We start from the raw sequence: 20807 nt of genomic DNA on the forward strand, positions 1-20807 counted from the left end.
TCACATCGTCGTAACAGTCAAAGGACAGTCATGAAAAATAAAAGTCAGGAATACGCAACCGAACAGGCGGAAAGGATATTGGCGTCTGCCAAGAAGTGTTTTTTGAGACAGGGGCTGCGAGCAACAACAATGCGTGATATTGCCGCAGAAGCTGATATGAGCCTGGGCAATATTTATCGTTATTTCAAAAATCGTGAGGTGCTGGTTCAAGCATTTATCCGGCGAGACAACGACGAATATCAGCAAGCCCTTGAATTACTGAAAGGCGCTAAACAGATAAAAAAGGTCTTGGCCGGTATTGCCAAGGAAGTGATCAAGCAACTGTCCAACCGGGCCGAACTGCTTATCTATACCGATATACTTTCGGAGGCCTTGCTCAACAATCAGGTAATGGAGTTAATTGCCCTGCATGAGACAGAAGAGGTATTAGCGGGGTACCTGAAAGATGCCGAGGGAGAAAAACGTATTCGTTTGTCTGTTCCCCCAGACGTCGCCGCCTTATCCATCATATCGTTCATGGAGTATGCAGCAACCAAATGTGTGTTTCACAAGGGATATTCCGTTCGCAAAGCCAATAAACAGTTCTCACAATACCTCGATCTGCTTATCGACGAATAAGGCATACGTTAGTAAACATGAACCATTGAGAACTGCTCTCCATCGCCTAAAGGCGACGCGCAGCCAACTCCCAGCGCTTAACATTCCTTGGTCAGCGCATGGCGCAAAAATCAACACATTTCACAAATTTTTACATAAGCAAAACCTAAACTACACGATCAAACGTAATTATCGGCAAAAAACGTTATTTTTCAGGATCTTAAATCAAATCAGGCTTTGCATAGCGAAGCGTTTTCCATCAAAATTCGCCTTTCGAGAAAAGCCCGCCTCTAAAGAGTGCGCATAGCCACCATCGCAGGGCTTTACTGACCTCAAGGAATTCGAACCACACACATTATCTATATGCAATATTCGCCAGTTAGACTGACTATATTCGCATTAAGAAGAGGGCTTAGTTAAAACGTGTCTCACATCCGCCTCCTAAAGCATTACGTCAACCTTCCGTTCCTCTTTTTAGGCATTGCCGAATTTGCCCTGTTTTACGCTCTGGGTGTGAATCTGGCGGTTCAAACCGGGGATTCTGGCTACAACGATTTGCTTTACGTTCCCTATTCCGCGTCATCCCGGGCTCTCATATTCGCATGCTGTATGGCATGTTGTACCCTGGCAATGGGATCATACGGGGCGATGCGCAATGAAGGCATAGTCAACAGAGCCTTACGAGCAGTTGTGGGTTATTGTTTACTTGGCATTACCGCAATGCACATCCTTTTCTTTGTATTGCCCAAAACCCACTTGGGTGGCTCGGTGCTTTTCTGGGCGGTTATGGGGTCTATCGCAGGCGTACTGGTGTTACGCACCATATTTACCTCCATTGTCGACCTAGATCGATTCAATCGTCGGGTTCTGGTCTATGGCAGTGGCAAACTGGCAAATCGAATCGTTAAGCAATCCACTAAACTGGCGGACTCTTTGGCGCTAACTGTGGTCGGTTGCGTACCCAGTCAAACTGATGCTGAACCACACGAAGACCTGAAAGACCTTGCTCTGGAAGAACCTGAGGACTGGGTCACTTTCTGTCATCAGCAGCACATTAGCGAAATTATTGTCGCACCAGATGAACGTCGACGCAGTATGGGCGGACATATGCCCGTCGAAGAGTTTCTCGATTGTAAGATGGAAGGCGTCCAGGTTATCGATGCTCCAACCTTCTTTGAGCGGGAGCTGTCTATGATTGAAATCGAACTGGTGCAACCAGGCTGGATGCTGTTCTCTGATGGATTCCAATACTCACATCTACGCGATTGGTCCAAGCGACTATTTGACCTCGCGGTCAGCCTGCTGTTGGTGCTTATTGCATCACCTTTTATGATTCTCGCTGGCTTAGCTGTAGTGCTGGAAACCGGTCGCCCGATGTTCTACAAGCAGGTACGTGTTGGGTTGAACGGTAAAGAGTTCACTATATATAAGCTTCGCTCTATGACCCAGAACGCGGAAAAAGGCGGTAAAGCTGTCTGGGCGCAAAAGAACGATGCACGCGTAACCAAGGTTGGTGCCTTTATCCGTAACACTCGCCTGGACGAACTTCCCCAGTTATTGAATGTTTTGCGCGGCGACATGAGCTTTGTCGGCCCACGCCCGGAGCGTCCCCAGTTTGTCAACGAACTAAAAGATCAGATCCCCTATTATGATGTTCGACACCGCGTTAAGCCTGGGCTTATGGGGTGGGCTCAGTTAAAGTATCCGTATGGCGCGTCTGTTGAAGACACAGAAAACAAGCTGCGCTACGATTTGTATTACACCAAAAATCACAGTTTCTTTATGGACTTACTCATTCTTATTCAAACTGTAGAGGTTGTATTGCTGGGTAAAGGCGTACACTAAACAGCATGTACATAAAGGATTATTGTTTACACTTCTTCTGCCGGGGGAACCACCTATGAAACCACTTTTGTTCAAAATCACCACGCTACTGGCTGGCCTGCTGTTTATCACAAGCTGCGGAAGCAACGTTAAAGTCGCCAAAGATATGCCACCTGAAACCAGTATTGGCATTATTTCCGAGTACAAAATTGGCGTGAGTGATGGCCTGCAGGTAAATGTTTGGAAAAACCCAGAGCTTTCCACCAATGCTATCGTACGTCCCGACGGCAAGATCTCTATTCCGTTGATCGGTGATATGCAAGCGTCTGGCTACAGTGCCACCCAGCTTGCTGACAGCGTAACTGCAGAGTTGAAGAAGTTCATTCGTAACCCACAAGTTACCGTTATTGTCTCTAACCCAACCAGTGCCGACTATTTGCACCGTGTTCGCATTACTGGTGCCGTTGCTCATCCTCAGTCAATTCCATATCGTAAAGGTGTGACAGTACTGGATGTTGTACTTGATGCAGGTGGTTTGACCCCATTTGCTTCAGCAAACAGTGGCAAACTGTTCCGTCAAACCAAAGATGGTATTAAGGTGTTCAATGTTCGAGTGAAAGACATCCTGCAAAAAGGTGATCTTTCAACCAACTATGCTTTGTACCCACAAGATATTATTACTATTCCAGAAAGAGCTTTTTAATTTATGGAATTACAAGATCTTCTCAACTATTTAAAGATCCTTTGGCGCGAGTTGTTGCGCCTTAGGTTCGCCGCTGTGCTCGGTTTTATAGTCATCACTTCACTGGTGGTGCTTATCGGTTATTCCTGGCCAACCAAGTTCTCCAGTTCAACCACCATCTATGCCGACCACCAGAATATTATCCGCCCGCTTTTGGATAAGTCTGCCGCGGTTTCCAAAGTGGAAGATCAAACTCGCGTTGTACGTGATGTAATTTACTCTCCACGTATTCTTCAACAGGCAATTCGGGCAACCTGGCCGAAAACGGAAAATTTGTCGCCTGCTGAAGTAGAGCGTATCGTCGAACGAGTACGCTCTAACCTCATAGTAAAAGGCTTGGGCTCGAGCTACATCAAAATCACTTACTCAGACATGTCCGCCCATGATACTTATCAGCTGCTCAGCAAACTGACCGAGATATTCATCCGTGATTCGTCGTCTTCGCAGCAGCAAAAAAGTCAGGAAGCCTACACTTTTATCGATGCGCAGGTTTCGCAGTATAAACAGCAATTGATTGATGCAGAAAACAAGCTCAAAGAATTTAACACCAGCAACTTTGATGGTCGCGATCAGGACGTAGATGGCCGTATTTCTGACTTACGCCAGGACATCGAAACGCTTAAATTGAGTATTGATGAAGACAAGTCCAGGATCGAAGTCATCAAGCGACAGCTCAGCGAAGAATCCGAGTTTTCGGCCAAGGCACGTAAAGCCGATCTATATAAAGAGTTAATCAGTGATCTTCAGGCAGAACTCGATATGCGCATGCTAACGCTTAAAGAAGATCACCCGGATGTGGTGGATCTTAAGCTTCAGCTACAGGATATGACTGATGCCATGATGGCCGCAGAGTCAGAAAAAGAAAATCACGAAAGTAAGGGCTCAGACAATTCTGGCATGGCAGTAAATCCTTTTTTTGCTGAGCAAAAGCTAAAACTTGCTGACGCGGAAGTTGGCCTGCAAACCAAACAAAAACGCTTAAAAGCGACCGAAAAACTGTTAAAACAAGAATTCGAACGTCGAAAGCGCATCGCCGAACGCCAGGCAGAACTAGCTGAACTTACCCGTGACTATAATGTGACTCGCGACATCTATGAAGATATGCTGGCCAGTAAAGAAAAAGCCCGCTTATCTATGACGTTAAGTGCAGAAGGGCAAGGCATTACTTTCCGTATTCAGGAACCTGCTGATTACCCGCTATCACCATCGGGCTTACGATTTTTATATTTCTATATTGCCGCACCACTTGTTGGTTTCTCTTTTGTTATCGGTGCGTTGTTTGTCTATATCATGGTCGACCCACGTGTACGAATGTCTTCGATGTTCGATGGTATGGGCGGCATTTCGGTTTTAGCTGAAGTGCCCCACTTACACAGGCCGATTAATCACTGGTGGCAAAACAGAGATATTTTGCTGCTCTTTCTTTTAGTTGGAGGATTTACTGCGTTTTATATAGGCATAGCAATCTCCAAGCTTGCCGGTAATGCGTAGTCAGGAGATGTAAACACTCAAGGGTTAATCCCCTTGAGTCTATAACCTTATGAGTAATATCCCAGCGGTCACCAAGTACTATAAAAATAAATTGATAACCGCATTACCGGTTATTGCCCTGTTTTTTGTTGTCCTGTTTATCACCATACTCTTCCACCCGGAAGAGGCAAATGAACTACATAAACATTGGCTGACAGCGGGAAATATTTCGCAAGGGTATTTATTGATGGCAGCAGCCATTCTGCTGGTCATTATTAATTTGCAACGTTCAGATTATTCCTCAACCAGAAATCATTGGTATTTACTTGCTGCTCTGTTGTCCATACTGACATTTACCATTGGCAAGCTGGCATTCATTAAGCTGCTTTCTCTTCCCTCCATTGTAATTATCTGGTTTTGCCTGTGTGGTGCAGTATTTGGTAATAAGGTTGCAAAAAAACTGCGTATCGCCGCCTTTGTCATGCTTATGGCGATGCCGGCCTGGTTTATTATCCAACCGATATTACAGGGCTTTACGGTCTTTTTTGTCTCAAATGTTGTTTCCTGGTTAGACCTGACAACATACATTTACAAAAATTACATCGAAGTTCCGTCAGGAACCATTCACGTTGCAGGTGGCTGCTCTGGTATTAAATACTTTACCAGCGCAATATCGATTGCTTTGATTGCTTCTGCCATCAATCACCGAAACTTACGCTCGACATTAATCAGCATTGCCATCGCTGCATCACTTTCAATTTTGGCCAATTGGATTCGCGTTCTTATTCTGGTTCTTTACGGTTATTACGAAGGAATTGACCATCCATTAATGGCTGATCACGATGGCATGGGCTGGGTAGTCTTTGCCATCGTTCTTGCGCCCTGGCTTTTCTTTGATAGACTGATACCAACCCACCATCATTTCCAACACGAAATATTAAAGCCTTTCGCCATTTCCAACTGGGGCAAGGTAATTTTTTGGTCCTGCATTCCCATCGCGATCTACGCAAGCATTGGTGCTGTCTATAGCCCCAGGTTCAGCCAACAAAAACCCTACGTTGCAGGAAAGGATTTAAAAGATTTTTTCCCCGGTTGGGGGAAACTTAATCCTAAAACAACGGGAATATTTGTTGTCCAGGATCACGATGATGTGCAAATAATTACGGATTTGGGCGCATGTGATTCCCGTAAAATCGGCGTATTCAGTTTTTACTCACAATCTCAAAATAAGGAGATGATCAGTAGCGTCAATTCAATTTGGGACAAAGATTTTTGGGAAGTGAAATCGATTGAGCAACATCAAACCCAACATCAATCTCACCCGGTCATTAAAGCCCAACTGCAAAGCTCGGCACAACCAACAACGACGATTTATTATTGGTATCAGGTCGGTAATCACGTCGCAACAACCACACTGAACGGCAAGCTGTTACAACTCATCAACCGAATTGCCAAAAATGAATTATCCAGGATATTTATTATTAGCTCTTCAGGCCAGGAAGAATGCCAAATAACAGATGAGGAACTTGAGCGCTATATCGATCAGCTCGATCGGGCTTATCTGGGTAGCTAACCCAGATACAACGCCATATATTGTTGATTTGTTTTATCCAGAGAGTAATTATCCTGCATATGCTGTTTGGCGGAATCTCCTCGAACAGCAATCAGTTCACGATTAGTCAGATAAAGTTTCAACAACACAACCAGACGTTCGATATCACCGAAATCATACAGATCACCGGTTTTACCCGCTAACACCAATTTGCCACTGTCTCCCACATCGGTGGAGATCACAGGCACACCACTGGCCATGGCCTCCATAATTGCCAGAGAAAGACCTTCGGTTTCAGAACACATCACCAACACGTTCATATGCTCTTTCATCAATGAGCGATCCATCACCATGCCATGAAACGTCACTATGTCAGCCAGATCATTGTCTTGTGTAAATGCTTCCAGGTTTGCCCGCTCTGGCCCATCTCCAAAAAAATGGAGTTCAAAGTTTTGCACACCATCTCGAAGTAGTATTTTTGCCGCCTGTAACAGGTGGATCTGAGCTTTTAATTCCACCATTCGGCCAACCATGGCAAGACATACTGGTCGTGATTCATCGTCTTGCTCTTTGCTTTGGGTGATGACAACACCATTCTGGATCCAGTGAAGCTTACGTCGATTCCAACCTTGCACTTTATGAAATATTTCCAGACCTTCAATGGAAACAAACGTTACCGCATCAATGAATGGCCGAACAAACACATGGATTAATTTCCACACGCGATCATCTAATGAACGACAACCATGACGCGTATAGATAAAGCGGATACCAAATAAAGACAGGAGGGGAATAAGTGTCACCAATCTTCGAACAATAGCAGGGCTATGTATGTGGAAAACGGTCACTACACCGGGTTTCTTGTATTTCTTAAGCTGATGAAAAAGTGCTGGCAATGTATCAGCAGCGGTATCAACCGTTACTCCCTCTGCTCGTGCAGCCTGAACCAGAGGCTCCTCATCGTGACCAAAGCTTAATATTTTTGCATCGCTCTTTTGACTAAGTTGCAGAACAGATAAATCAATTGCAAAACGCTCGGCCCCGCCAACTTCAAGACTGGAAACCATATGTACGACAGAAACCGGGGTCATTCGTAGTTCTTCTCCATATCTACCTAGAATTTAGTGAATTAGTTAAGATTCTTTCTAATTTTTACGTATGGTGGTTCTGCATCAGGTATATCCTGTCTATAATCACCGCCACAAGGAAAGCCAAGTATAACAGAGAGGTGAGCATGAATAATTACAATGCCAAGGAGGTAACTGTTGTTGTTACACCACGTGATCGTTACACCGGTGCACTTACCAACATAAAACGCCTTTACCAACACACCGACCCCAATAAATTTGACCTGATTGTGCTTGATCTTGGTTATCCTCGAAAGCAAATACTGGAAATTGGGCAATATCTATCAAGCCAGCCCAATGCGCAAATAGTAAAACTCGGCAAAGTCATCCCTACTGAAGCCCTGCGCACCATTCGCGGCGAAATTAACACCCCCTACACAGCACTTATTGATAACGACTCCCATGTAACAGAAAACTGGCTGGAACCTTTGTTAGAAGCCGCAAAAGAACATGATGCGGCCATTGTTTCCCCAGTCACACTCGAAACATCCGGCGTAGACGAAGGCTCAAACCTACGTAATCATCTATTTACCACAAAAATCCATGTAGTAAGTGTGGATAATACACCCTATTTGATTGAGCATAAGACTTTTCGACGGGCTGACCCCGCAAAGCTGCCCAAAGAAATCACGCCATCGGAAGCCTTTGAGTTACATGGGGTACTGTTCAACACCAAGGATCTAAAAGACATCGAGATTCCCCAAATGACCATTCGGGAGCACCTTGATATCGGCATGCAGTTGATTAATAAAGGGCGTCCGATCATTACCCAGCCAAAGTCGATTATTATTTTCGACAACTTAGGCACTCGGGCCTCCCTGTCTGATCTGGAGTTCTTTAATCGCCGCTGGAACGGCCGGATCACCAAACAATCGAGTGATCTTTTCAAGAAGCGCTGGGGCTACGCCTTTTACTCAGAACCCGCAATTTACAATTGGGCATTAAGACGCCGGATCTTTCTTATACTAAGATGGATGTACATCCCAATACCTGTAGCAAATAAAATTGATCGATTAATCGGCGCTGTTAGACGGAGGCTGTTCCCGATTTGGGATCCCATGCCTGACGCTGAGCAGAAATCGGAATCGCTCTACAACCGCTTGGGGAACAAATTTCCAGATCAGATTAGTAAAGCGGAATTTATATAAGCCGAGTATAAACTGAATGAAAATATTGTTGGCTGCCCAGTCTTTTAATCGCGGGGGTAGAACCAAAAGAGTCAGCGACCTGGCAGAAGGCTTGGTTGAACGAGGCCATCAGGTTTCCCTGATGTCCTTTACTGACGTTCCCGACTGGACAAAAAACAAGTTTCCGATTCTCAAGTCAACCAAAGTAATTTCGCGCTCTGGGCCATTTTGGCAAACACGCAATGCGATCAAACACCTCTTACAGGAAAACGACATTCAGCTGATTCATGCCCATTGTGAAGCTTCGTTTGTTCATTGCGGCATGGCACGCCTGGGCACACCAATCCCCATCGTCGGTACATATCATCGATCAAACCTGGATTATTTTAAACCCAACCTAAAGCTTAAACTCATAGCCAAGCTACTCTCCCATTGCGTTGCCATTTCTAATGATCGATTACAATTAATGCACAAAAACCTGGGAATCCCGTCAGACAAAATCACACTGATTCACGGTGGCATTAAACTCAATGGCAAACCACACTGCCTAACCCGTAGCGAAGCCAGGAAGTCTCTCAACCTGAATGAAGAAGACAACATTCTCGTTTCTATGGGGCACCTAGGGAAAATTAAAGGCCATGATTATTCCATCAGAGCCTTGTCGTTATTAATTGAAAAATATCCAAATACGCATTTATACATTGGTGGTGATGGACCCCAAAGAGATATCGAACGCTTAACACAACTGATTGAATCTCTGGGAATGCAGTCTTATGTGACCTTGTTGGGAGAGGTTAAATCACCTTTGGATTGGATCGCAGCTTCGAACGCATTTCTTCAACCCTCTATCGAAGAAGGCTTTGGTTTGGTTTTTGTTGAAGCCGGCGCATGTCGTGTTCCAACAGTCGCAACAAAAGTCGGTGGAATAAAGGATATTATTATATCTGGAGAGACAGGGCTGTTAGTGCCGCCCGCTGATGAACAGGCAATCGCCGAGGCACTTTCCAATTTACTGTCGGATAAAAATATCGCAGAACAAATGGGGGCAAATGCCTACCGACGCATCACTGAACACTTTACAATAGACCAGATGGTTGAGAAGTACTGCACTATTTTTAACCGCCTGATCACATCTTAAACGTATAGAGCGTGAAGCAACCGCCTCACGGTTAAAGCATCTTTGCTTCATTCAGTTTTCGCTGTTTGTTCGCATACTTCAATGTTTTCACCGTGTTTAATCGCTGTTTTGAGTAGATACACATATGAAAATTCTGTACCACCACAGAACTCGGGGAGCTGGCGCTGAAGGCGTCCACATCATGGGCATTGTCAATGCGCTGAGAAGCATGGGACACGAAGTGCACTTATTATCATTTCCCGGCGCAGATCCCGAAAAACCAGTCACACCATCAACACCTCAACCTAAACAGAAAAAAAGCCTGTTAGGGTGGCTGGCATCACAAACCAAACACATGCCAGAGTTTGTTTTTGAGTTCTTCGAACTGGCGTACAACATGGTTGGCGGACATCGCTTAAAAAAGCTAACCAATGCAGTTCAACCCGATTTAATTTATGAACGATATTCTCTTTTTATGTTTATCGGGGTTTGGTTTGCTAAAAAACGCGGCATTCCAATTGTTCTTGAAGTGAATGATTCCGCACTGGTTGAGCGTGTTCGACCACTGACTTTTGTCTCTTTTGCAAAGAAGGTCGAAGCCTGGATTTTCCGCAACGCCACTGGCTTGGTATTTATATCCAACTATTTCCACGATATTGCTAAAGAAAATTATGGCAATATTGCGCCGGCAAAAATCTGTCCGAACTCGGCAGATATTAGCCAATTCACGCCAGATGCAGAGGCACGGGAAAGAGTAAGAAAGCAATACAACGTGCAGGATAAAGTCGTTTGCGGTTACGTTGGTGCATTCGTTTACTGGCATGGTATTCAATGGTTTATGGAAGAGGTTGCACCAAAACTTAAACAGTACCCAAACCTTGTATTGTTACTTGTTGGCGATGGTGCAGTTTTCCCTGAAATACAAAATATTGTCACGGAAAATAATTTACAGGATCAGGTTATTCTAACTGGCCGGGTTCCACACAAAGAAGTTGGCGATCTTATTTCCGCAATGGATTACGGCATATTGCCAGACTCAAACCACTATGGTTCACCGATGAAGCTGCTTGAGATGATGGCAATGGAGGTCGCACTGGTTTCACCCGGTTTTGGCCCGGTCCGAGAGGTTGTCGAACACAACCAAACAGGCTGGTTGTTTGAGCCCAAAGACAAGCAAGCCGCCGTTCAACTGGTTTTGGATTTATCCAATCAGCCAGAAGAAACAGAGCGAGTAGGCAAGCAAGCACGGAAATACATTATCGAAAATCGCCAATGGACACATAACGCGCAGGACGTACTTAGTTTAGTACCGGGAGCCACAAATGATTAAACCCTTTATGGCAGATATGGCCTATAAAAAGGCCATATTTGTCGCTGACGGCGCATCACCAAACACCATTAAAATTATGCTTTCTGATGGCACAGGCGCAAACTTTTTATATCGCCTTATGCGTTTTTTTGCCGGGTACAAAATACTCATTCCATTGGCGATGATCATTCAGTACTTAAATAAATTGTTGAATCACTGCGTGATTGGTATTAAAGCAGACTTTGAGCCAGGCTTTGTTTTAATGCATCCGACAGGAGTCGTTATTAATTCAAAAGTGCGGGGCGGAAGTAATATTGTGGTTGAAAGTGGCGTGGTGATTGGCGATGAGAAAGGAAAATCACCCAAACTTGGCAACAACATCTTTATCGGGGCTGGGGCCAAAGTCATAGGCGGCGTTACCGTTGGCGACAACAGCAAAATTGGGGCAAATGCGGTGGTAGTTAAAGATGTTGCGCAAAATGATTCCGTAGGCGGCGTTCCGGCTAAAAGTTTAAGGAAAAAGGCTAACGGTTAGACACTATTCTGGAGCGAAACTTCTAACAAAAAGTTTCTTTATGAACAGCGCGATACCGTGCAATATCCGCGATTTAATGCCTGAAGTTTTACCGCTGATGATACTAAAGGTTTTATATAAGTAGTAAGCGGTATAACCTTTATTCTTCCTGAAAGTTTTTCGGTGTTTTTTCAACAATTCTAAACGCCCGATAAGAATTCTCTTTGCATTTGAGGAGATGTTTCCATGATTCATTCTCCTCACCTTAACCAACGCCTCCCCAAGAAAGCCAATTTTATAACCGCGACTGACCAAACGAATGGAGAGTTCGTAATCTTCTGAGCATTTTATATGTTCATCGAATAAGCCTACATCCAATAACGCACTCTTTTTAATCATGAGCGAAGGCGGTGTGACATGGCTTGAAGCCAACAAATCGGAGATCTGGATATCAAACGGTTTATTAAGAAAAGTGGCAATAATGCCATCCTGATTAAAGGTGTGAATGCCCGTGTGGCAAGCGCAAAACTCCGGGTGCTCAGTTAGGAAATACACTTGTTGCGCCAGTTTATTTTCATTCCATATATCGTCTGCATCAAGAAAGGCAATCCAATCACCATTGGCGGCTTGAATACCCGTATTTCTTGCCTTTGCTGGACCAGAATTCTCTTCCAGATGTATCGCAGTAATACCATCAAATTGATCTAAAAAGTCTTTTGCTTTTTGACCGCAGCCGTCATTCACAACAATAATTTCTTTTGGTGGGTAGGTTTGTGCCTGTACCGAAGTAAGTGTTTCGGCGAAAAAGTCATACGCATTAAAGAAGGGAATAACGACACTTATTTGATAGTCAGACATAGCCAAGTCCATGTTTATGTTGGTATAGACACATGCGTGATGCAATCCTGATCCACGCAGTATACGCACAGATACTGTTTTTTTTAATCACTCAGGAACAAATAGACGATTTTTCCTGTTTAAACCATCCATATTTTTCATTAAATGGAAGTAAACAACGGGGAAGGAGATATCGGACAGAACGCGACTTGCGCTCTGTCCGATCGATGAGGCTTACTGAGATAGGGGGATAGCAGAACCCGGTTGGTAGTCAACCAATTGACAAGTTGACAGCACAACAACGTCTCTGTCGACAGCAATATTGGGATGACGACAGCTGCTGCCTCCATGAGGAAGGTCAACCTGTAAATCCACACGGGTATTATCCCCTAGGCCAGCATGAGTAATCAGATTCTGATAGCCACCAGTGAACACGCCGACTTGATAAGAAGTGATCACGTTCGAAGTACCGGGTACAAACAAAGTAACACGACTATGTAATCCATCGGTGTTGGCACCGTTACCTCTCACACGCACTCTTAACCAGTGATTGCCGTTGTCAGTGACATTGTGGAATAACTGCCCCTCCATCAATGTGGATGCAGTTTCCTGGAAGTCCGGACCATTACCGTTGTGCACAATGTCAATTCTGCCATCATTGTCATAGTCGCCAACACCTAGCCAGGGCTTACGTGCATCCCAACCGAAGTTCTTGGGTGTGAAATCGATAGAAACATCCTCCGTAAAGGAACCATCACCATTATTCATCAGTAACGTCACGGCTTCATTAAAGCCCTGACCACCAAACACCACATCGGGATAGCCATCCAGGTTAATATCAGCAACGACGGAATTCGAATAAGTAGTGAAGTAAGCCGTATTGGACAAGGTAATATCTTTAAAGGCCGTTGAGGTAACATCGGTAAAGGTTCCATCACCGTTGTTTCGGTACATCCAAGGTGTTGCTGTGCCGTTTACGTCATACATACCAACAATAAACAGGAAGTCCGCATCACCATCGGCGTCATAATCGAACACCATACTGCTGGTGTCTGTTGTTTTCGTCTGACCAGTAGGAATAGTGTCCGCCATCCACTCCAATGCCTTACTGGTTTTATTAAACTTCCAGTAGCCACCTTCTAATACATGAACAATTTCTGGCGCTCCGTCATTGTCGACATCAAATACCAGTAAACCATCAGTGAAAGTATTATTTTTGACTGGAGAAGGATATTTGGTTTCCCCTGTAATCAAATCAACCACATAACCGGTATTGTATGGCGCAGAGAATAGACGACTGACCATTTCGAATGCGTTATCACCATCAATATCCGCAATAATACATTTTGGTCGTTCACCAAAACACGCCGTTGATTTTCGTTGATATTGAGGCTGACCACCTACAGTAGTGAAACTGGGATCAATGACATAACGTCCGCTGGCAGAACCATCTACATCATTACCGTAGAACGACCAGAAGCCCTGCGGATGGCCATACCAGTTACCCCAGGTGTAGCGAGAAGTAATTCTTGGCGTTACCGGGCTCGCCTGTGAGTAATTATCATTGTCCGCGAAATAGGTAAATGTACCTTGGCACTTACCGCCAACATTATTTTGAATCAACATGTTGGAATCGTCGTCATCAGAATGGGAACCGATATAAATATCCAAACAGCCATCCCCATTTACATCTGGCATACCCGCCCAGAATGCACGAGTCATTTCAGGTGAGTTATCGAAAGCCGTTTTCGTTACCGCAGCAAAACTCACACCGGTTACACCTGTTACCCCACCGGACGAGGATGAACTGGTCGAACTGGAGGAACTTGAACTGGACGTTGAAGAACTGCTTGACGTTGTCCCGGAAGAGCTTGATGAAGTACTGCTTGACGAGCTGGAAGTTGGAGAAGACTTCACAACAACAGCCATTATGCCCGGAGCAGAAGGTGGGTTATCAACCGTTGTGCCACCACTACTTGAGGAGGATGACGAACTGGTGTCACCGCCTGTACCGCCAGCACCAGAAGATGTACTGCTTGATGTAGAACTACTGCTGCTGGAAGATGAACTGGATGTGCCACCAACAGGTGCAGGAATAGTTTCGTCGATCCACTGCCATGTTCTCACTGAATTAGATCGATGCTGCCAGTTAAAAAGACGGTAAACTCCACTAAAAACGCCTGCACAACCTGTATGTCCCCAACCTTGAATCAGCTTCTCGATACGGGCACGAAGTTTCATTTTTTTCACTTCGTCGGTTTCGAAGTAATACCCAGTTCCCAATACAAGGACGGTTTCGATATTGTGGTTATCGGAATACCAGGGCCACCAATCACCACTGGTTCGAGATGCAACCGGCGCAAAAGCACTGGCCATATAAAGCAGATCGGTGTCCTCTTTCATTGTATTACAACCCTGAGTCCTGGGGTTTTGCCCCGAAAACTCAGGTTTGGTTACATGATCACCGCCGGAGTAGGCCGAGGTAAACCCATAATCATCCACCGCGTGAGCAATTAGACGCAGCATTTCCGGAATATCTTCGTTTTTAGTTACCCAGTAAGACTGCCAAAGAAAATCCACGATGTTTTCACTCATCCAGGCGGAAAAACCACGTGAGGTAGAATCATTTAATGGGCAGCTGGATTCATTACAGTTACCTTCATGCACATCAATGTTGTGGGTAAAACCTCCACTTTTGGGCACCCAGCCGTTAGTCAGATCCCAAGGCTTTTCCGTTTGCTGCATATCCTTTAATGATGCAATTCGCTCATTGAGATGATCGAGCATGGTCTGATTGCCCGTCATCTCATAAGCAACAATTTCCGCCAAACCAGCCATACCTGCACCACGTTCGGTGAAGCCTTCATTCTGGGAATCAAAAGGGTCACGTGTCGCATATTGGTTCCAGCCAAGGTCACTCTGCAACGCCATATTAATAATCAGTTGCTCATCCCATTGGCTGTTGTCTCCGGCTAAAGCCCAAGCTAATTTTGCTTGTTGAGGCGCAATATATTTTCCGTCCGCACAGGCCACACCGTAGGTCCAACAACCTTCTCCGCCTGCTGGCGCAGGAGTTGAACCATCGTCACGAACGTGAGTGAAATAAAACTGCTTACTTAATATCGCTTCTTTTAAGTATTTGGCCTCACCCGTTGTCATATACAACTTGAAATAGGCGGTAGAGCGGTCGAACAGCCAGTTAGCACCACTGGAAGCATTGTAATCCAAGCCCCCTGACCAGTTATTTACCTGAGCTTGCTGGAATAATTCAAATGAATCCGGTGTTTCCGGTGCCGCGTTATAGGGCGCGATAATGCCGGTATCATCCAGATAGAAAGGATCATGTAACGCAAGAATTCGGGGGTAAAGCATATTCGCCTTATCGGCACCCGCTGCAATCCAGCCATTGGTGTGAGGAACAGGTGTCAGATCCGTTGTACTTCGCCCTTCATCTGTTATTCGTAGGACAATGTTACCGCCCGTCATATCAACATTTTGCAGTTGAATCGTTACTGAACGATAAGAGTTATCGCTCCAGTGCCAGCGCATACCCGCCTGCACAGAAATCGGTAACTCCGTTGCTCCCTGAGTGACTTTAATTTCGCTCAGATCAACCACTTCACCTTCCGCCAAAGGAAGGCCAAAAGTCACAACTTCGGATACCTTGGGCGTAATTGCAGAATCTGCCTGGAGCGTAATCGTGGTATCTAAAGAGAAGACATTTGCTGCACCGAATAGGCCTGAAATCGCGGCAAACTGACATACAAACCGCTTAATTGAAAGATCCATTACCGCCTCACCACCGTTAAAACTGATTGGATAAGTTCCCAGAAAAACACACTGCCACTTGAGAACTATGTTTACTTCGAAAATTGGCAACAAAAGCGCTTGGCTTCCAGCCAATCTGCGACCTTTTTGGCACGAGCCAAAGCCGTTGCCTGCACTCTAAATATAGTGCCAATACATGGTATAGTACCGCCGATTAAGAATTCTTTGATGGCTGTCTCAGCGCACCAGTTAACTAGTACTTTTTTCTGAAGCCAAGAAATAAATCCCACACCAATGTTGCAAATTTATGAATAGACTCCAGCAACAACCAACAATAGATGACATTAATGAGATACAATTCCGTTAATAATTCTAGCTTACATTAACGCCTTTACATCGATACCACTCAAGACCAACTAGACCTATCAGATATGCGATTTAGCTATGTGGATTTATGCGAATTTTCATCCGCTGAAGCCTGGGCTTGATGAGTGTGTGTAGCAATTCAAACGGGAGACTGAATGCTAACCCAGATATCCGCTTTTGTAGCACTTACCCTCTATGAGGGTTTATATAAACGCAGACCCATTCATGCGTACTTAAAGGAATACAACCGCAACCTACAAAAGCGCGCCGATGAAATACAGAAAATCCAACTGCAGAAGTTACAATCCTTAGTTCATCATGCTTATCACAATGTGCCCTATTATCGGGACACATGGAACCAGTTGGGTTTTAAGCCCGAAGACTTGCGTGAAATCAGTGACCTGGAAAAGTTACCCACTTTAGGCAAGCAGGATATTAAAGATAACTTTGACCGTTTTAAAGCCTTAAACCAGAAAAACCCGATTACCAAAACCACGGGGGGATCAACCGGGTCACCATTTAAATTTCAACACAGCCTGGAAAGTTATGATCGCCGTCAAGCCAACATGTGGCGAGGCTATGGTTTTTCCGGCCAGACTCTTGGAACGCGTTCGCTGTATCTTTGGGGTGACCATCTTGGCGAAATCAGCAAGCTAACGCGAATAAAAGATACTATTTACAACGGGCTATTTCGTCGCAAGATGCTAAATAGTTTTTATCTTTCCGAAGAAAATATTGGGGATTACATCGCCCAAATAAACCAATATAAACCTGAAACCATTGTTTCTTATGTGTCACCCCTACACATATTGGCAGAACACGCGAACAAACATAGTATTGCCTTACATAAGCCAAACAAAATTCTGACAGGGGCTGAACCTCTCCATGAGTTCCAAAGAGAAAGCATAGAACGGGCTTTCGGCTGTGATGTATACAATACTTATGGCTGTAGAGAATTCATGCTTATTGCAGCAGAGTGCTCAGCAGAAAAGCATCTGCATATTAACGACGACCACCTAGTAGTTGAGATCACTGACGACACAGGCAAAAACGTCAAGAATGTTTTGGGCGATATTGTCATTACAGATTTACATAACTACGATTTTCCGTTTATTCGATATAAGAATGGTGACCAGGGACAAATCTCTGATCAGTCCTGTAGCTGTGGCTTACCTTTTAGAGTTCTGGATAAAGTCGAGGGACGAAAGCTGGATTTGATTCGCACCGAGTCTGGAAAAATCATTCCGGGAGAATTTTTCCCGCATATGCTTAAAGATGTTGCGGGTATTGCAAAGTTCCAAGTCAAACAAAAGGTTCTTCAGGAAATTGAGATTTCCTATATTCCTAACGAACTCTTCAGTCAACATGATCTTGAGTATGTCCTCGCCGAGGTGAATCGGGTTACCGGGGGAGAACTACACGTAAAGTTCAACGCCGTTGATGATATCCCACTTACAAAGCTGGGTAAGTTCCGAGTAACTATCAGCGAGCTAACACAGTAATGAAAACAAAAAAAATATTAGCGATAGGGAATTTATTTCCACTTCCCTGGGAACCGCATAGGGGTTCATTTAATCGGCAACAATTTGAGCGCCTGGAACAGGAACACCAGGTTGAGTACATTATTCCCGTTGCCTTCACGGAGTGGTTTAAACACAAAAGCGAAGTAAAAAGTAACAAGGAAAGCAACAAACACTATGTCCCCTATTTTTTTACTCCCAAAATAGGTAGAGCATTCTATTCGTACTGGATGCTTCTCTCTCTTTTGTTTCCGGTTAAAAAAGTAATAAAACGCTTTGATCCAGACCTGATATTCGTGAGCTGGGCTTTTCCCGAGGGCGTTGCTGTTGCAAAGCTGGCCAGGATATTCAAGCTACCGTTTATTCTAAAAGTCCATGGCACAGACATTAATGACTTTATAGACTTGCCGGGACGGGGAAAGCAAATTGTCAAAGCCTGCAATCAAGCGTCAACCATTCTTTCCGTCAGCCAAGCCTTATGCGACAAGATGGTAGAGGCAGGTGTCGCAAAAGAAAAAATCGTTGTTAACTACAATGGCGTAAACAAAAATTTATTTTTTAACGACGAATCTGTTAACACCAATACAAAGCCGCTGTTACTGTATGTCGGCAACCTAAAACGAACAAAAGGTGTACTTGCCTGCGCCGAAGCATTCGGTGAAATAATTAATCAAGGTATAGACGCCGAACTCTGTTTTATCGGTCAAGGAACCGATAAGGTACACATCGAAAAAATATTAGCCGAGAATCCCAAAGCAAAAGAATTAACTCACTTTCTACCTCCAATGCCACAGGAAGAGATTCGAAGCTGGATGAATAAAGCCCATCTATTATTGCTACCCAGCTTTAATGAAGGTGTGCCTAATGTGGTGCTTGAAGCAAAAGCCTGTGGCCTTCCATCCATTGCAACAGCTGTTGGTGGAATTCCTGAAATATTATGTGAAGGAGAAGGTTTACTTGTTCCTCTTCACGACACTCAAGCGTTAATATCCGCGATCAGAACAGGCCTGGAATCTAACTGGAATCGCAAAGCAGTCGCGGAAGGAGCACAACGCTTCACTTGGGAAGAAAATATCGCTAACGTCAATGCCGCAATCGATAAGGCAATCAACTAAGGATTAAACTATATGCTGAATTTTGGCAGCTATAAGATTGCGCGTTTTTTGCCAAACCGCGTAATTACCACCAAGGGTAAGTCAAAAGAAAGGGTACTGTATCTTACTTTTGATGACGGCCCCAATCCGGACTTTACATTGAAGATCGCAGACCTTTTACAACGCTATTCAGCACAAGGTTCTTTTTTTTGTATTGGCCGAAATATTGCCAAACATCCTCAGATAGCCCAATCCTTAGTTGAGAAAGGACATTTAATTGCTAATCACTCAAATACGCACAGCGCTTTTGTTAAACAATCCCTGGCCTCACAGTTAAACGAAGCAAATGCCTGCCAGCGGGAGATTGAGAATATCGACCCCGATAACATTAAAGCCTTTCGCGCACCTCAAGGGTTACTCAGTTTTCCCCTCCTAACCAAACTGTTGGCAGATAAATGGCGCTTGGTTCACTGGTCATACGATTCAAAAGATTATCAGCACAAGCCTTTTGAAGAGCAAAAGAAAATATTTGATACACGCCCTGTCAGCAATGGGGAAATACTATTGTTTCACGACGACAACCAACTTGCCGTGGATTTATTAGAGTATTTATTGCCACAGTGGCAACAACAAGGTTACGTATTTCACACGGTTGCCGGACTTATTGGAGGAAAAAGTGAATAGCATTATTCATTGTATTTTTTGGTTATCGCTTTTTTTGGTGGTTTACACCTATGCCATCTATCCGATGGTTTTGTATATTCTGGTTAAAGTGTTTAATAAAAACCGTATACCACAGAATGAAACAACGATTGACGAAGATGAATTACCCTCCGTCGGGATAATTATCGCTGCCTTTAATGAAGAAAAGGATATTCAAGCTCGGGTGGAAAATATTTTTGCCTGTGATTACCCTCAAGACAAGATCCATTTGTATGTTGGATCCGATGGCAGTTCCGATAATACCAATAATATTTTACGTAATATTGAAGACCCTCGCTTAAAGGCTCATTTATTTGAAGAAAACCGTGGTAAACCTTCAGTACTTAACGACCTCGTAGAAGCTTCCGAAGAAAGCATACTCGTTTTCAGTGACGCCAATACCTATTTTGAAGCGGATGCTCTCAAAAAACTTGCCCGACACTTTACCGGCACACAACAGGCAGATGCGGTTTGCGGCCAATTGAAACTGTTAAAACCCGACGGCGTGGAAAACGAAGATAATCTGTACTGGAAGTACGAAAACTGGTTAAAAGTGAACGAAGCCAAAATAGGCTGCCTTCTCGGTGCCAACGGCGCGATCTATGCCATACGCCGAGAAGACTACATTCCAATATCCAGTGATTCGATTATCGACGATTTCGTTATCGTCAATCGTTTAGCCGCACAGGGAAAAATTGTTGATTACGACGCTGAAGCCGTTGCCAAAGAATATATACCTGACACCATTGCGGACGAATTTAAGCGACGCACACGGATCGGTCGCGGCAATTACCAAACTTTGTTTCGTTATCCAAACTTTCTATTCAACAGTAATATTCTATTGGGCTTCAGTTATTTATCCCATAAAGTATTTCGTTGGCTGGTTCCGCACTGCTTAATTCTTGCGTTTATTAGCAACGCTTTTTTATTACAAATACCATTTTACGTATTCACCTTTATGTGTCAGGTATTTGTGTACGCCTTATTTCTCGGTTGGAAAAAAGGCTCGCTGGACGTATCAAACAGCAAGTTATTGCGCTTGATGATTTTTTGGCTCGATATGAATTACGCTCTCTGGGTGGGCTTCGTACAATATTTTTCTGGTTCAAGTGGTGGTGCCTGGACACGCACCGCAAGATAA

Annotated in this window: 16 protein-coding genes; 13 read left to right on the forward strand and 3 right to left on the reverse strand. The window is 44.3% G+C overall.

The features are described from left to right. The first annotated feature begins 30 nt into the window (after positions 1–30). From P5V12_RS18995 to P5V12_RS19015, 5 genes are all read left to right on the forward strand, one after another. Positions 31–618, forward strand: a complete 588-nt coding sequence (locus P5V12_RS18995; RefSeq protein WP_316954652.1) for a helix-turn-helix domain-containing protein — start codon at positions 31–33, stop codon at positions 616–618. A gap of 402 nt (positions 619–1020) precedes the next feature. Then, on the forward strand, positions 1021–2442 hold the full coding sequence (locus tag P5V12_RS19000; RefSeq protein WP_316954653.1) for a TIGR03013 family XrtA/PEP-CTERM system glycosyltransferase: 1422 nt from the start codon (positions 1021–1023) through the stop codon (positions 2440–2442). A gap of 55 nt (positions 2443–2497) precedes the next feature. After that, positions 2498–3124 (forward strand): XrtA/PEP-CTERM system exopolysaccharide export protein, encoded by a 627-nt coding sequence (locus P5V12_RS19005; RefSeq protein ID WP_316954654.1) that lies wholly within the window; start codon positions 2498–2500, stop codon positions 3122–3124. A 3-nt stretch (positions 3125–3127) separates the two neighbouring features. Continuing rightward, entirely contained in the window at positions 3128–4654 is a 1527-nt protein-coding gene (locus P5V12_RS19010; RefSeq protein WP_316954655.1) for an XrtA system polysaccharide chain length determinant, read from the forward strand. A gap of 49 nt (positions 4655–4703) precedes the next feature. Further along, a complete protein-coding gene (locus P5V12_RS19015) occupies positions 4704–6206 on the forward strand; it encodes an exosortase/archaeosortase family protein (protein ID WP_316954656.1) in 1503 nt (500 codons plus the stop codon). Here the strand turns inward: P5V12_RS19015 and P5V12_RS19020 are convergent. Continuing rightward, positions 6203–7276, reverse strand: coding sequence for a glycosyltransferase family 4 protein (locus tag P5V12_RS19020; RefSeq protein ID WP_316954657.1), 1074 nt, complete (start codon positions 7274–7276; stop codon positions 6203–6205). The genes P5V12_RS19015 and P5V12_RS19020 overlap by 4 nt on opposite strands. 143 nt (positions 7277–7419) lie before the next feature. On the opposite strand from P5V12_RS19020, the gene P5V12_RS19025 reads away from it, so the two are divergent. From P5V12_RS19025 to P5V12_RS19040, 4 genes are all read left to right on the forward strand, one after another. Further along, a complete protein-coding gene (locus tag P5V12_RS19025; RefSeq protein WP_316954658.1) occupies positions 7420–8460 on the forward strand; it encodes a glycosyltransferase family 2 protein in 1041 nt (346 codons plus the stop codon). 16 nt (positions 8461–8476) lie between these two features. Then, positions 8477–9577 (forward strand): glycosyltransferase family 4 protein, encoded by a 1101-nt coding sequence (locus P5V12_RS19030; protein ID WP_316954659.1) that lies wholly within the window; start codon positions 8477–8479, stop codon positions 9575–9577. 124 nt (positions 9578–9701) lie between these two features. Then, positions 9702–10886 carry a glycosyltransferase family 4 protein gene (locus P5V12_RS19035; RefSeq protein ID WP_316954660.1) on the forward strand — a complete coding sequence of 395 codons (1185 nt, stop codon included), beginning with the start codon at positions 9702–9704 and terminating at the stop codon, positions 10884–10886. Then, the gene (locus tag P5V12_RS19040) at positions 10879–11400 is read left to right on the forward strand and encodes a hypothetical protein (protein ID WP_316954661.1); all 522 of its coding nucleotides are present in this window, start codon (positions 10879–10881) and stop codon (positions 11398–11400) included. The genes P5V12_RS19035 and P5V12_RS19040 overlap by 8 nt, the downstream gene beginning before the upstream one ends. 3 nt (positions 11401–11403) lie before the next feature. Here the strand turns inward: P5V12_RS19040 and P5V12_RS19045 are convergent, their stop codons facing one another. Beyond that, the gene (locus P5V12_RS19045; RefSeq protein ID WP_316954662.1) at positions 11404–12237 is read right to left on the reverse strand and encodes a glycosyltransferase family A protein; all 834 of its coding nucleotides are present in this window, start codon (positions 12235–12237) and stop codon (positions 11404–11406) included. A gap of 213 nt (positions 12238–12450) precedes the next feature. Then, entirely contained in the window at positions 12451–16005 is a 3555-nt protein-coding gene (locus P5V12_RS19050) for a VCBS repeat-containing protein (protein WP_316954663.1), read from the reverse strand. A 500-nt stretch (positions 16006–16505) separates the two neighbouring features. Between P5V12_RS19050 and P5V12_RS19055 the strand changes: the two genes are divergently transcribed. Genes P5V12_RS19055 through P5V12_RS19070 form a run of 4 tightly spaced genes read left to right on the forward strand, consistent with a single transcriptional unit; the run spans position 16506 to position 20807 of the window. Then, positions 16506–17852, forward strand: a complete 1347-nt coding sequence (locus P5V12_RS19055; protein WP_316954664.1) for a hypothetical protein — start codon at positions 16506–16508, stop codon at positions 17850–17852. Beyond that, entirely contained in the window at positions 17852–18985 is a 1134-nt protein-coding gene (locus P5V12_RS19060; protein WP_316954665.1) for a glycosyltransferase, read from the forward strand. Before P5V12_RS19055 ends, P5V12_RS19060 begins: the two co-directional genes overlap by 1 nt. A gap of 12 nt (positions 18986–18997) precedes the next feature. Further along, positions 18998–19648: a polysaccharide deacetylase family protein gene (locus P5V12_RS19065; RefSeq protein ID WP_316954666.1), complete on the forward strand. Its 651-nt coding sequence runs from the start codon at positions 18998–19000 to the stop codon at positions 19646–19648. Next, positions 19641–20807 (forward strand): glycosyltransferase family 2 protein, encoded by a 1167-nt coding sequence (locus P5V12_RS19070; RefSeq protein ID WP_316954667.1) that lies wholly within the window; start codon positions 19641–19643, stop codon positions 20805–20807. Before P5V12_RS19065 ends, P5V12_RS19070 begins: the two co-directional genes overlap by 8 nt.

The organism is Teredinibacter sp. KSP-S5-2, assembly GCF_032773895.1.
Taxonomy (GTDB): domain Bacteria; phylum Pseudomonadota; class Gammaproteobacteria; order Pseudomonadales; family Cellvibrionaceae.

Coding starts and splice junctions, on each gene's coding strand:
- P5V12_RS19020 (WP_316954657.1), bottom strand. CDS start 7,276: ATGACCCCGGTTTCTGTCGTACATATGGTTTCCAGTCTTGAAGTTGGC.
- P5V12_RS19035 (WP_316954660.1), top strand. CDS start 9,702: ATGAAAATTCTGTACCACCACAGAACTCGGGGAGCTGGCGCTGAAGGC.
- P5V12_RS19005 (WP_316954654.1), top strand. CDS start 2,498: ATGAAACCACTTTTGTTCAAAATCACCACGCTACTGGCTGGCCTGCTG.
- P5V12_RS19065 (WP_316954666.1), top strand. CDS start 18,998: ATGCTGAATTTTGGCAGCTATAAGATTGCGCGTTTTTTGCCAAACCGC.
- P5V12_RS19040 (WP_316954661.1), top strand. CDS start 10,879: ATGATTAAACCCTTTATGGCAGATATGGCCTATAAAAAGGCCATATTT.
- P5V12_RS19025 (WP_316954658.1), top strand. CDS start 7,420: ATGAATAATTACAATGCCAAGGAGGTAACTGTTGTTGTTACACCACGT.
- P5V12_RS19015 (WP_316954656.1), top strand. CDS start 4,704: ATGAGTAATATCCCAGCGGTCACCAAGTACTATAAAAATAAATTGATA.
- P5V12_RS19045 (WP_316954662.1), bottom strand. CDS start 12,237: ATGTCTGACTATCAAATAAGTGTCGTTATTCCCTTCTTTAATGCGTAT.
- P5V12_RS19030 (WP_316954659.1), top strand. CDS start 8,477: ATGAAAATATTGTTGGCTGCCCAGTCTTTTAATCGCGGGGGTAGAACC.
- P5V12_RS19055 (WP_316954664.1), top strand. CDS start 16,506: ATGCTAACCCAGATATCCGCTTTTGTAGCACTTACCCTCTATGAGGGT.
- P5V12_RS19060 (WP_316954665.1), top strand. CDS start 17,852: ATGAAAACAAAAAAAATATTAGCGATAGGGAATTTATTTCCACTTCCC.
- P5V12_RS19050 (WP_316954663.1), bottom strand. CDS start 16,005: ATGGATCTTTCAATTAAGCGGTTTGTATGTCAGTTTGCCGCGATTTCA.
- P5V12_RS18995 (WP_316954652.1), top strand. CDS start 31: ATGAAAAATAAAAGTCAGGAATACGCAACCGAACAGGCGGAAAGGATA.
- P5V12_RS19010 (WP_316954655.1), top strand. CDS start 3,128: ATGGAATTACAAGATCTTCTCAACTATTTAAAGATCCTTTGGCGCGAG.